The following is a 12,869-nucleotide window of genomic DNA, read 5'->3' on the forward strand; positions in this document are numbered from 1 at the left end:
TGCGAAAATTTCAATCATCATCAATGATCGGCCAGGTATTTAAAGTACCTCCCCTGTTTCAAACCAAGAAAATAGGGTTACAACCTGGTATAAGGCATGACCCACTATACCCCAATTGAAGGAGAGATGACTCATGAGTGAAACTGTCGAAACAAACAGAAGCGGACTATTGTTAGGCCTGGTAATCGGTGGTGCGATAGGCGCTGTAGCCTCATTGTTATTAGCCCCGAAAAAGGGAGCAGAACTGCGAGACAACCTCACAACGACCTATCGAAATCTATCTGATAAAACAAACCAGTTCGCCGCAGCCCTCGGGCAAAAGACAAAGGAAATGGCCGCCAAGACTGCTGATAAAACTGAAGAGATGGCGGAAAAGCTGAGCGATAAAACACAGGACTTAGCCGAAATGGCGGGCGATAAGGTGCAAGAATTTGGTGAAAAGGCAAGTGAGAAAGCAAAAGACATTGGTGAGAAAGCTAGCACTAAGGTACAGGAGATTGCCGAACCATTGCAGTCAGCTAAACCGGAGTACTCGAATAATCGGCACTAAAAGAGTAAGCCATCATTTTTGAAAGGAGTGATTTGAAATGGATAAAAACATGCTGCATCGACAACTAACCGATTTCGGTTTAGAACGTGTGGAGTATACGGAGAAGGCCGTCTATCAATATAATATCTATAGTGAGGCTACAGCTGCCTCCTATCCGCTTACATTGACGACGCTCACCTCCGAGCACGGGAATACCACTGTACACTTCCATGAGGCAGGTTTTCCGGAGAATAGATTTGTTCCGCTGGAGGTCCGCCGGATCGCGCTGGACAAGCTGATTGAACTAGAACGGCTGTGTAACGGCCCCTCCGGTAAAACCTTAGAGGAAGCCAACAACAGCTCCATGGCTCAAGATTTGGACGAGATCAAGAAACTCGGCAATGAAATGAAGCACATGAAGACCAACAGCGAGTTGATCGAGAAGAATCTGATCCCGGACCCGATTCAATAAAAAAAGGTTGGACAGGAGAACCCCCTGTTCAACCTTTTTTGTTTCGAATGTGTTGCGTACAACCATACCATGCGGCTCTCAGTAGGCATTATTCAGTCAATGAAGTGAGCTTACCGTGTATCACTAGTCTTCCATCTTTGGAATCAAGCGTGTAGTCGCAGGTAGAAAGCGTAAGAATGGAGTCGTTTGCTGTTAACGCTTCATTAGTCGCATAGATCGAGCGGTTCTGAATCGTATGCAAGAATGATGCATATTCCGTGTCATCGGCAAAATCGGTTTGAATATAGTTGAATTCAGTCGTCGTATAGTAAACCGCAATAATGTCCACCCGATAGGATTGATGTAAGCTTTCATAAATAAACGTCCGGTGGGATTGAAAAAATGCCGGGTCCAGATACTTCTTTAAATTCCCGAACATGGAACCGTTTTTCATCCGATGGCCATAAATAATCGTATGACGTTCGTCCCCGCTCGCATCGTTCCGGAAATCCATAAATATACTTCCGGCTTCCATGGGTTCCCGCTCGTAGTTTCTGCTCAAATAATACTCGTTATCAGAAGCTTGCACGACAGGATAATCAATTTGGGTATCGCTGATTCGCAGCCAACCAACCGTATCTGGATTTTTCTCAAGCAATCGATCGAATTTGGAAGGCTTCGTCTTCGGATCCTGTCCTGACGTCAGCGCAAGCTGAGTCAAAGGCCAGCTTCCAGACTTATACAGCTCCCGCGCCTCGTTCATCACTTTGCTATTCTCTGAGTTAGCTAACACATAGTTAGCTAGCTTGAAGGTGGAGCCAATAAAAACGACTATGCAGAGAAGCGTCACAAGGCTAGACCACAGGCTTCTCTTGCTTAATTTTCTAAATCCCGACAGGCACCATGTATAAACCCGTATCTTGATCATGTTTTACGATGACGTCAACTCCATAAACTGATTTGATCATCGACTCCGTCATAATGTCATGTGGAGCGCCTTCCATAAACAATTGACCGTTCTTCATGACGAGAAGTCGGTCACTATATCGAATGGCCTGATTCATATCGTGAAGTACCATAACAATCGTCAATCCGTGATCGACATTCAACTTCTTGATTAACTCCAAAATTTCGATCTGATAGTAGATATCCAGGAATGTTGTAGGTTCATCCAGAAATAAAATGGAAGTTCGTTGAGCAATCGCCATTGCGATCCAGACACGCTGCCTCTCCCCGCCCGACAATTGCTGCAGGGTCTTGGCGCGTTTGTTTTGCAGATTCGTGCAGGTCAGCGCCCACTCAATCGCTTCTTTGTCTTCTTTTCTCTCCTGAGCGAATAAGGTTCTATGAGGCAACCTCCCAAAGCTCGTTAACTTTTCAACTGTTAAATCGGAAGGAGCCTCGTTGCTCTGATGGACAACAGCCAGCTTTTTGGCCAATTCTTTTGTTTTATACATGTTTAGCTCTTTGCCATCCAGAACTACCTGACCGGTATGAGGCGCATAATTGTTCGACATCACACCAAGAAGCGTAGACTTCCCACAGCCATTGGGGCCAATGATTGTCGTAATTTTACCCTTCACGATCTCACTCGTTACGGATTTCAATTGATCGTTCTTTTTATCATAGGAAAAAGAGATATTGTTAATTTCCACGAATCTGATCACTCTTTCTCAGCATGAAGATTAAAAACGGCCCGCCAATAACAGCCATGATAATGGAGGCGGGAATTTCGGAAGGTGCAAGCACCGTGCGCCCCAGCGTATCGGCGGATAAAATTAACAGCGCCCCGCCCAAAGCCGAGAAAGGAATCAAAATTTTATGATCCGAACCTACCAGCAAACGAGCGATGTGAGGAACAAGCAAGCCTACGAAAGCGATCATTCCGCCAATAGCGGTCGCTACCGCAGCGAGCATTACGGCCACTACAGAAATAAGTAAACGTGCCCGAGTTACCCTAAGCCCTAAATTTTGGGCTGATTTATCCTGAAGCGACAGCATATTGCACCATGAATATAAAAAGAAGGCTACCACCAAACCGATTGTCCCGTAGATGAGCATCACTTGGACGTCATTCCATGTCTTCATGGTAAAGATCGAGGTAACGGCCTGATTGATGCTGGTGACTGCGTAGCTTCCACGATAATTAAACGATTGTCCCAATCCTGTAAAAGTAGCGTTGATGGCGAGACCTACCAAAATAATACGGATCGGACTCAGACCAGACTTCCAGGAAAAGGAATAGACCAAGAAACACGCTAGCGCCCCTCCAAAAAAGGCGAACATCGGCAGCCAGTAAAACAGCTGCGGAAACAACGTCACGAACAGCAGCGAAACAACGCCCGCTCCGGAGGAGATGCCGATCACCCCAGCGTCAGCCAAAGGGTTCCTCATGACAGCTTGCAGCAGAACGCCGGAAACGGCTAGTGTTGCTCCAACGAATAGAGCCACTATAATTCGCGGTAAACGCAAATCCTTAATAATCTCTACTTTCTTATTGGCCCCTGTAAAAAGGCCTTGTATAAATTCAAGGCTACCTACCTTAATGCTTCCTGTAGTTATGGACACTAACGTTACGATGAAAAGCAGGAGGACAACGACAACCAAGCTCCATCCAATTTTATTCATGTCTTCTCTTCCTTTATTCATCCCTATTTGTTGGATACAGCATTTTCACAAGCTCATCAAGGGCTTCCGTAGCGGCAAGATTCCCCGTTGTTCCGAACAAATCCTCCTGCAAATCATAAACCCGATTATGCTGAACCGCCTCAAAATGCTTCCATATATCATTCTTCTGGAATTCCTTATCGAACATTTTAATGACTTCATCCGGCAGCCCATGGGCCGCTCGTAAAATAATGTCCGGATTCGCCTGTTGCAAATATTCCGTGTTCGATGCCAAATATTCGACTTTCTCTCCTTGCACCACATTGATGCCTCCAGCCAGCTTAACAAGATCTCCGATGTAAGAGTTCTCCGTTGCAACCAGATAGCTCCCCGGCACGCCAAGCAAAATTAGCACGCTTGGCTGCTTCTTGCCAGCAATCTTCTGATTGATTTCCTTTTGCTTGTCTTGAACCTTCGCGACGATTGCCTGAGCCTGCTTCTGGCGATTGTATTTATCGCCGAGCGCAATAATTTCTTTATTCATCTTGTCCAGACTTGTGAAATTAAGAAAAGTCGCATCGACAGCAGCATTTTTAAATACCGGGGCCAAATCATATTCTAATGTCGTCACCGACAGTACGTCTGTCGGATCCAACGATTTCACGACCTCCATATTGGGACTCATCGGATTTCCGACTTTGGTTGCCCCGTCGTAACGGTTAGGAAGCTCCTTCGTGCTAGTAGGGACGCCGACCAAATCCATCTCCAACGCATCCATAATTTGCGCAGCCGCAACCGTAGTCGCAATAACCCGCTTCTCGCTCTGCACATCAGCAGCCGGAGCCGCTGTCTGAGAAGCAGCTGTGTTGCTGTCCGAGGGCGTTCCTGACGAGCAGCCCGCTGTCATAACCAACATACCGGCAAGCAGTATGGCTCCCATTCTCTTATTCATGCCCGGTTCTACATCCTTCCCCTTAAAAATTACAGAGGACACCAGTAAACTGGTATCCCCTTTCTTACCTCATTCTCTTAATTACTTGGATTCCGCTTGTTTTAGCATTGCCAAAACCAAAGTAACTGCTTCCGCCCGGCTAGCGCTCAGGTTCGGAGCAAACGTATTGTTCTCACGGCCGCTAACCAATCCCAGACGGTAGGCTTCCGCTACAGCGGATTGTGCCCACTGCGGGATTTCAGCAGCATCCGTAAAGGTTAACGCGGTATTTCCTGCTGTGGACAAACCTAATGCACGAACAATCATAACAACCAATTCAGATCGGTTAATGTTTTGTTCAGCGCGGAACGAACCATCTTCATAGCCATTAATGATCTGCATTCCGGCTATTGCCGACAAGCTCGGCTTCGCCCAAGCTGGAATTTGATCAAGGTCACTAAATGCGAGCGAACCGTCCGCTGCTTTCAACTTCAACGCGTTGCCCAGCATCACGGCAAATTCAGCGCGCGTCACTTGACCGTTAGGACGGAATTGACCATCCTCATAGCCGCTGACGATACCTAGATCAATCGCTTTCTCAATAGCGGCTTTAGCCCAATGGCCTTGAATATCCGCCCACTTCTTCACTTCCGGCTGATTGCCGTTAGTTTCATCGTCTTGCTTGACGTAAGGTTTGATGTCGTTTCCATTAAACACCAACTGCACATCGTAATCCCCTGTATAATGACCGGCCCAGTCCATTTTGACCTGAGCATAAATCTTTGTTTCCAGAGCAAAGTCCTTCACAGCAAAGCGGATGACTCTGCTGTTCTCAGCGTCATTCGTACTAACAACTTCAGCATCGGCAAGCGTTCCATCTTCTAACTGAATTTTGAAGCCCGGTGCCTCTTTGCTCTTCGTTACGGTGAGATATACATAGCTTTTGCCATCAACAATCGTCAAAATAGCCGGATGCTTCACGAACTCATTCGTAATGGACTTCTGAGTACTTCCACGCAGGATGATGTTGAAATCAACCGAATAGTCGCCAGGCATATAGACTACACTTAACGGTTTTACAACCACGGGTTTAACTTCGCCAGGCGATTGTACGCGTACAATACTGGATTTATCAAATGTAAGATCAACATCGTAAGAATGGTTATAGTTAAGTTCCGGCCAATTTACTTTCACCCAACCCATGGTTCTGACCGTTAAATCAGCCACAGGGAATTGAATCACACGCGTATTTTTGGTGTCGTCTCTGCTTATAACATCGGTATCTCTTAAGCTTCCATCAAACTGTACTTGGAAATCTGTCGTTTCTTTGCTTTGCTTCAGTGTAAACGACACGAGCATCTTACCGCTGCTCACGGTTAACGTACCAGGCGTTACAACATAGTCCTGCATAACCGATCTTTCCGTAGTGCCATATTTAAGAATTTTATAGTCGATGCTGTATGTGCCGTCTGCAATCCCATGGATATTGGAAGGTACGGATGGTGTACTAGGACCTGTACCTGTGCCCGGAGACGTCCCAGGATCAACAGGGTCCACTGGGTCCACTGGATCTACAGGATCTACAGGATCTACAGGACTGGTACCTGCGGACGTAGCATCGCTAAAGCTAATTTGATAACTTGGATTGACTGTCTGACCGTTCTCTGTTGCGGATAAAAACAGGTTATAGGCCGATGTTAAATTCGGCAATTCGTATTTCACTTCTTGGGAAGCCGATAAAACAGTAACAAGGTCTGAACTTTTCATGGCTACCGCAGGTAAAATGTCCTCTGTAGTTTGATCCGGATGTACTAACTGCAGCTTCGTGATCGATGTCCCGTTTTTCAGCTTAAAGAACATCACATTCTTGCCATTCTGAACGGTTAATCTGCTCGTGTTATCCAGGTAGGAACTTACCGGAGCTATAACACCGCCGAGCGCGCTGCCGTACAAACTTACATTGTAATTGCCTTCTGGAAGCGGCTGATCGAGAGGCAAGATCGGTGTCAAGCTGCTCGCATCAAAGGCAATTTGCAAAGGCTGATCTTCGTGAACAACACCTGTCACATCAACCACGACTCTTGCGTTCAGCTTCACCGACAAATCGTTAACTTCAAATTGAACGGATCTCGTATCCTCGGATGGATTGGAGGTAAGTGTCGTTGTCTCTACCAGAGTCCCGTTTCGTTCCGTTTTGAAAGATGTGATCCAAGAGCTGTTTTTCAGCGTAAGGGAGACCATCTTTTTCCCATTCTGAACTTTCAGGCGTCCACTCGTTAAATCAGCGTAATTCTCCATCAATGACGTTTCATTCGTTCCGTCCTTATGCAGATTGAATTTAATTTTGTAGGATCCGTCTTCAGGTTGACCAGGCTGCCCAGGCTGTGTCGGCTTAGGATTGTTTGTAATCACCGAAGCATCAAAAGCCGTAACTGCCGTTTGCAGTTTGGTTAAAGCATCATCTACTTGCTTTTGCGTTGCATCCGCATTATTTGCAGTAACCTGCGCAGTCGTAATGGCAGTTTGCAGAGCGCTTATCGCACTAGCCGGGAATTGGCCGTTATAAATACCTTCCTCCGCTGTGTCGTGCTTATCTTGCGCGCCTGTAAGCGCTAGATTCAGCTTCGTTTTATTTGATGGAAGAATGGTAATGGAATAAGAGACATCCGTTACTTTTAACTTGTTACCCTCACTGTTCGCAAGCTCGATATTCGTCAATGTCACTGGAGCATAAGTCGATTGGGTAACCGACTTGGCTTTGAATTCGAGCATTAGATACATATTGTTGGCATCAAAGCTTTTTCCGCTAGCGCCTGTTAAAGTCAACTTCAGCTGACCAGCAGCTTGATCGGTATACCCTAAGGAGAAATTATCAATCAGCGACTTGGATTTCGCTTTATCGAGTTCAAGCAGGTTCGAATCGTAAGTCAGTGTCATTTCTTGACTATATACTTGTTGATAGACGCTTTGGCTCACGCCTGTAACTCTGAAATTCAGATCCAACACTTGCTTTGGCTCCACAGTTGGCGCGCCGATTAACTCAGCAATCTGTGACTTTGCTACAATGCCATTAGGATCAAATTTAAACAAAAAGTTATTGCCTGCATATTGCGGCGGCGCTATCGTGTTATGTACGTAAGCAAGGATATTGGACGAGAGATCCCTCGCTTCAAATTCAATGACTCTCGTATTGGCTGATGCATCCTGGCTTGTAACCACGGCATCAACCATCTGTCCATTCAATTGGGTCTGAATAACATCTGTATCCGTGCTTTTCAGCACCGTCATAATCACTTTTCTTTTCCCCTGCTGAACGGATAAAGTTGCAGGATTTACAAAATAGCTTTTCATGCTGGATTCTTTGCTTGGGTTCGTTGCGTTCAACGCTTGAAAAGGAATGCTGTATACGCCGTCTGCGATAAACGGCACGATGCTGCCAGTATCGAATTTAAACTGGAAGTCGTTTGTAGCGTATTGAGGTGGCGCTATCGTGTTATGCACTCTGGCAGCTACATTTTGAGTCAAATCAGCTATTTCAAATTCAACTTCTCTTGTGTTAGCTGCCGTATTGGTGCTGACAACGTTCATTTCCACGAACTGCCCATGCTGATCCTTCGTTTTCAGCGAGTCCGTATCCGTGCTCTTAATGACCGTAAACCGAATCGTTTTCTTCCCATTTTCGTCCACCGTCAATCTCGCCGGTTTTACGAAATATGATTCCATCGAAGAGGTTTTCGTCGGATCCGTTGCATTTAATGCCGAAAAATAAATGTGATAAACGCCAGCACTCACATTTCCTGGCTTTGGATTATTGGTTATCACGGAAGCGTCAAATGTCGCAACTGCGGTTTGCAGCTTGCTCAAAGCATCGTTTACTTGAGCCTGCGTAGCATTCGCATTCTCAGCTACAGCCTTCGCCGTCGTGATCTCAGCCAGCAAGGCGCTTATCGCATTAGCCGGATATTGGCCGTTATAGATGCCTTCTTGCGCTCCGCTTTGTTTCGCTTGCGCTGTAACAATCAATTGATTCAGGTTTGTTTTATCAACTGGCGTTTGTTCGGGTGGCGTGATACCTTCTGTATCAAAACCGATTTGCAAAGGCTGGTCTTCATGGATATTAAACTCAGGTACATCCACTTTGACTCTGGCATCTAGTCGGAGCGACAAGTCCGCTACTGCAAATTGAACCGTTCTCGTGTTTTCTGACTGATTAGAGTCGAGTGTCGCAGCCTCAACCAGATTGCCATTCAACGCAGTCATAAACGATGTAATCCATGAGCTGTGATTTAATGTGAAAGAAGCCTTCACTGCTCCGTCTTTCACAGTTAAACGACCGCTATCGGAGTCAGCATAACTCTGCATCATCGACGGTTCATTCGTACCGTCTTTGTATAAAGTAAATTTAATTGGGTATTCCCCGTCTGGAAGATTTATATTACTGGTGGCTGCATGAGCTACAGAGTCTTGACTTAGCGGGAAATGCAGCGTGCTTAACAGCACAAAAAACATCAGAAAGATCGTTCCGACTTTCCTTAATCGATTCTTCAAAATGATTACTCTCCTTCGTCCTGAAATCGTAATTGCTGAGTTAAGGCTTTACGAACTTGCGGATTAAAATAAATGATGAGATCACTAACAAAGCGACCAATACAGTAACTGGCGTCGTGTCCCCGGTTTGCGGATTCACTACCGCAGACTTCTTATGCTCCGTATTAACAGCGGGAGCTGCTGCGGGAACCGGGCTGTCACTCTTCGCTTTTGGCGTTACGTTTGCAGCCGTGTCGGACTTTGCTTCAGCGGTGCTCAGTGCTTTCATACTCTTCGCGTCAAAAGCAAAGCGAATCGTATAATCATGATCGTAATCGACGGATTTCACCGTCACATGGATTTTGGCTTTGAGCGGACTCGATACATCCTTCACTTTAAACTGAACCATCCGCGTATCATCGGCACTATCGCTTTTTAGCACTTGGGTATCCGCGAAACCTCCGTCATTGTCCACTTTAAAAACCGTAACCCATGAACTGTGATTCAATGTCATTTGCATGGTCATTTCCCCATTTTTCACATGGAGAATCGCTGGCTTTTCCCAGTAATCGTTAGCCATGGAAGCAGAGTCATTATCTCCTTGAAGAACTGTATATCCAATGGAGTACGTCCCATCTGCAGGAGCAGCAGCCTTCGCTACAGGCACGTTAATGAGCACTACGAAGATCAGCATCATTAAAAGTGAAGCCGAGATGGATAAGCATTTTTTCATGTTCTTTCCCCTCCTTTCATCATCCTTGGGAATTAAGATAATGATAATCATTATCAATAAACAGCAAAAAAAAAGAATAGGCTTTCTATTCTATTACTTCGCAACACCCCATTTGCAAGTCGAATGCTAAGATAGCAGAAGTCGCTTGTTAATAGAGAATGATAATCATTATTAATTGGTTTATGGTTTAATCTTAGCCTAGCCTAATGAAAATTGTCAATACATTCTAAACCCCTAGATTTATTATAAAAAATTACGATTGACTTTTGATAATGATTTTCATTATCATTTTAAAAGTGCTGTCATATGAATCGGTCACATCATTTTCTTAAAATACCTGGAGGTCATCTTTTATGAAAAGAGTTCATTTTCTCTTATTAAGCACAATCCTGGTTGGCATGTTAGCGGGTTGTTCCAGTCCTCCCCCACAGTCTTCGGATACCAACCAGCAAGCGAGCAGCGGCTCCCTTTCCGTTACAGATTTTTCCGGCCGCAAAGTGACTTTCTCCAAGATTCCGACGAAAGTTGCTGCTCTTAGCAACGGTGAAATGGATATTGTATACGCGCTTGGCGGCCAATTGGTAGGCAGACCTACATCCACTGCCCCTCTTACCATCAAAGAAGCGGCTAGCGCTGAACAGATCGGGACGCCTCACGGCATGGACATGGAGAAAGTGGCGCTCGTCCAGCCGGATGTCGTTCTGGGAAATAACCCGTTGAACCTGAAAGACGTGCCTGCCGTCGAGGCACTCGGCTCCAAGATGATTTTGACGGATGCCAACAGTGTCGCAGAAATCAAAAAACAAATTGGGCTTTTCGGCGAAGTGCTGGGCAAAAAAACGCGTGCCGACGAGCAAATTCAAGCCATTGATAAGAAAATTAGTGAGTTGCAAAAAAATCAGCCTGCAGCAAAGATACGCGCTCTGCTTGTTTACGGTGCTCCCGGCACCTATATGGCTGCTCTTAACAATTCGCTGAGCGGTGATATTCTCTCGATCGCAGGCGGGGAGAACATTGCGTCAGACTATCAAAGCCTGGATAAATATCCGCAATATGCGCAGCTAAATACCGAGAAAATTATAAAATCGAACCCACAGGTCATTTTCTTTATGGCACATGGAGATACAGACAAAGTGAAGGAGGGTTTTCTGAAGGAGATGCAGATGAACGCAGCATGGAACAGTTTGGACGCCGTTAAAAATAATCGCATTGAAGTGCTGCCATCCGATCTGTTCGGCTCCAATCCGGGAACACGCGTCATTGAATCCCTTGCGCTGATGCAGAAGCTTCTCCTTTCTGTTAAATAACTATGAACATACAACAGCGTGATACTAGAAGAAAACTAAGTTTTGTTGTCGCTCCTATCCTTGTCGCTCTCGTGTCCATCTATGGATTAACTTACGGCTCCGTCCATATCTCGCTCAGCGAAATCTGGGCCGTCTTCATGGCGGAGGGATCGCCTTTACACGAGAAAATCGTTATGAATCTCCGACTTCCAAGGGTGCTGATCGGATTGCTCGTCGGTGCATGCTTGGCTGCGTCCGGCGCCTTACTCCAAGGCGCCATGAAAAATCCCTTATCCGACCCAGGGGTCATTGGCGTCTCGGCCGGCGGAGGTCTTGCCGCGGTTGTCACCATGATTATTTTTCCGCAATACAGCTATTTGCTGCCTATTGCCGCTTTTCTCGGAGCCTTCATCACTTCCATTTTCATTTATTTGCTGGCATGGGATAACGGTTCCTCGCCACTCAAAATTATTTTGGCCGGAGTCGCCATCAATGCTCTGCTAGGGGCTGCAACAAGCGGAGTTATGGTCGTATTCAGCGACCGTGTTCAGGCCATTTTGCCTTGGTTGGCGGGCGGACTGAGCGGGCGAAGCTGGTATCACTTAGCATTTATGGCACCTTATGCGCTCATTGGTCTCGGTTTGTCCGCTTTAATGATCAAACCCTCCAATCTGCTGCAGTTGGGGGACCATACCGCGCAGCTATTAGGCCAGAAAGTTGAGCTTCAACGGCTCCTTATTATCCTGTTGTCTTCCTTATTAGCGGGGGCTGCTGTCAGCGTAGCAGGCTTAGTGGGCTTCGTCGGCTTGATTGTTCCTCATGCCATTCGCCTGCTGATTGGGGACGATTATCGGTATTTACTCCCTTTATCCATTCTGGGCGGAGCGGCCCTCGTCGTTCTTGCCGATACCGTGGCGCGATCGTGGTTTGATCCGATTGAACTTCCCGTCGGCATTTTGCTTGCGGGGCTGGGTGCACCATTCTTTTTATACTTGTTAAAGAAGCGGAGGATCATGTAATGTCTGCAATTGAAACGAGGCAGGTACACCTCCATGTTGGCGGTTTCCAACTTCAGAATGTGACGCTTTCCATTCCTTCTGAAAAAATCACAGCTATCGTAGGGCCTAACGGCTCCGGCAAGTCGACTTTACTGCAAGCGATGACCCGTCTATTGACGCCTGATCAGGGAGAAGTTTTTGTACAGGATAAGCCCCTGCAGCGTTTTAAAACAATTGAACTTGCGCGGACAATCGCGCTCATGACGCAATCCAAACATACGATACCGAATCTAACCGTAGGCGAACTCGTCGCGTATGGCCGCTCGCCATACAAACGATTATTTGACCATATGAATCAGAAGGATCGAGATATTGTTCAATGGGCCATGGAGGTTACGCACACGCAGAGGCATGAAAACCGCATGTTTCATACCCTGTCTGGGGGCGAACAGCAAAAGGCGCGGATTGCGATGGCACTCGCTCAAAAAACGACGATTATTTTACTCGATGAACCGACTACTTTCCTTGATATCGCCCATCAGCTGGATGTCATGGAAATGCTCGTGAAGATCAACGAAGCTTATCGGATAACGATTGTTATGGTTCTTCATGATCTTCAGCAAGCTGCGAATTACTGCCATTACCTCGTCGCTATGAAAAGGGGCGAAATCCAGCAAACAGGAAATCCCAAGGAAGTCATAACAGCTGAATTTCTTAAAGATATTTACCAGATCGAAGCCAAGGTTAGGTTCGAAGATAACTACGTCAACATCATGCCTCTTCGCAAATTGTAAAAAAAACGGTTGA

11 protein-coding genes are annotated in these 12,869 nt (G+C 46.1%); 5 read left to right on the forward strand and 6 right to left on the reverse strand.

What is annotated here, in order from left to right:
* Positions 1 to 133: 133 nt before the first annotated feature.
* Together ACUN27_RS36010 and ACUN27_RS36015 are read left to right on the forward strand one after the other, a co-directional pair.
* Positions 134 to 550 (forward strand): YtxH domain-containing protein, encoded by a 417-nt coding sequence (locus tag ACUN27_RS36010; RefSeq protein ID WP_445560529.1) that lies wholly within the window; start codon positions 134 to 136, stop codon positions 548 to 550.
* Between the two features lie 37 nt (positions 551 to 587).
* Positions 588 to 1,001: a hypothetical protein gene (locus tag ACUN27_RS36015; protein WP_326062296.1), complete on the forward strand. Its 414-nt coding sequence runs from the start codon at positions 588 to 590 to the stop codon at positions 999 to 1,001.
* A gap of 88 nt (positions 1,002 to 1,089) precedes the next feature.
* Here ACUN27_RS36015 and srtB read toward each other — a convergent pair whose 3' ends face one another.
* The 6 genes from srtB to isdC form a co-directional block, all read right to left on the reverse strand.
* Entirely contained in the window at positions 1,090 to 1,878 is a 789-nt protein-coding gene (gene srtB, locus ACUN27_RS36020; RefSeq protein WP_445560704.1) for a class B sortase, read from the reverse strand.
* Complete coding sequence (locus tag ACUN27_RS36025; RefSeq protein ID WP_445560530.1) at positions 1,865 to 2,635, reverse strand: ABC transporter ATP-binding protein; 771 nt, start codon at positions 2,633 to 2,635, stop codon at positions 1,865 to 1,867. The genes srtB and ACUN27_RS36025 overlap by 14 nt, the downstream gene beginning before the upstream one ends.
* Complete coding sequence (locus tag ACUN27_RS36030; protein ID WP_445560531.1) at positions 2,625 to 3,608, reverse strand: FecCD family ABC transporter permease; 984 nt, start codon at positions 3,606 to 3,608, stop codon at positions 2,625 to 2,627. Before ACUN27_RS36030 ends, ACUN27_RS36025 begins: the two co-directional genes overlap by 11 nt.
* Before the next feature lie 13 nt (positions 3,609 to 3,621).
* Complete coding sequence (isdE, locus tag ACUN27_RS36035; protein ID WP_315955007.1) at positions 3,622 to 4,539, reverse strand: heme ABC transporter substrate-binding protein IsdE; 918 nt, start codon at positions 4,537 to 4,539, stop codon at positions 3,622 to 3,624.
* An 81-nt stretch (positions 4,540 to 4,620) separates the two neighbouring features.
* Positions 4,621 to 9,066, reverse strand: coding sequence for an NEAT domain-containing protein (locus ACUN27_RS36040; RefSeq protein WP_445560532.1), 4,446 nt, complete (start codon positions 9,064 to 9,066; stop codon positions 4,621 to 4,623).
* 40 nt (positions 9,067 to 9,106) lie between these two features.
* A complete protein-coding gene (gene isdC, locus ACUN27_RS36045; protein WP_315955009.1) occupies positions 9,107 to 9,778 on the reverse strand; it encodes a heme uptake protein IsdC in 672 nt (223 codons plus the stop codon).
* A 353-nt stretch (positions 9,779 to 10,131) separates the two neighbouring features.
* Here isdC and ACUN27_RS36050 point away from each other — a divergent pair, with 353 nt between their 5' ends.
* From ACUN27_RS36050 to ACUN27_RS36060, 3 genes are read left to right on the forward strand one after another with little or no spacing between them, the layout of a single operon-like run.
* A complete protein-coding gene (locus tag ACUN27_RS36050) occupies positions 10,132 to 11,085 on the forward strand; it encodes an ABC transporter substrate-binding protein (protein WP_445560533.1) in 954 nt (317 codons plus the stop codon).
* Positions 11,086 to 11,087: 2 nt separating this feature from the next.
* Positions 11,088 to 12,083 carry a FecCD family ABC transporter permease gene (locus ACUN27_RS36055; RefSeq protein WP_445560534.1) on the forward strand — a complete coding sequence of 332 codons (996 nt, stop codon included), beginning with the start codon at positions 11,088 to 11,090 and terminating at the stop codon, positions 12,081 to 12,083.
* Positions 12,083 to 12,856 carry an ABC transporter ATP-binding protein gene (locus ACUN27_RS36060; protein WP_445560535.1) on the forward strand — a complete coding sequence of 258 codons (774 nt, stop codon included), beginning with the start codon at positions 12,083 to 12,085 and terminating at the stop codon, positions 12,854 to 12,856. The genes ACUN27_RS36055 and ACUN27_RS36060 overlap by 1 nt, the downstream gene beginning before the upstream one ends.
* Positions 12,857 to 12,869 lie beyond the last annotated feature (13 nt).

The sequence above is a fragment of the Paenibacillus sp. WC2504 genome, assembly GCF_052682475.1.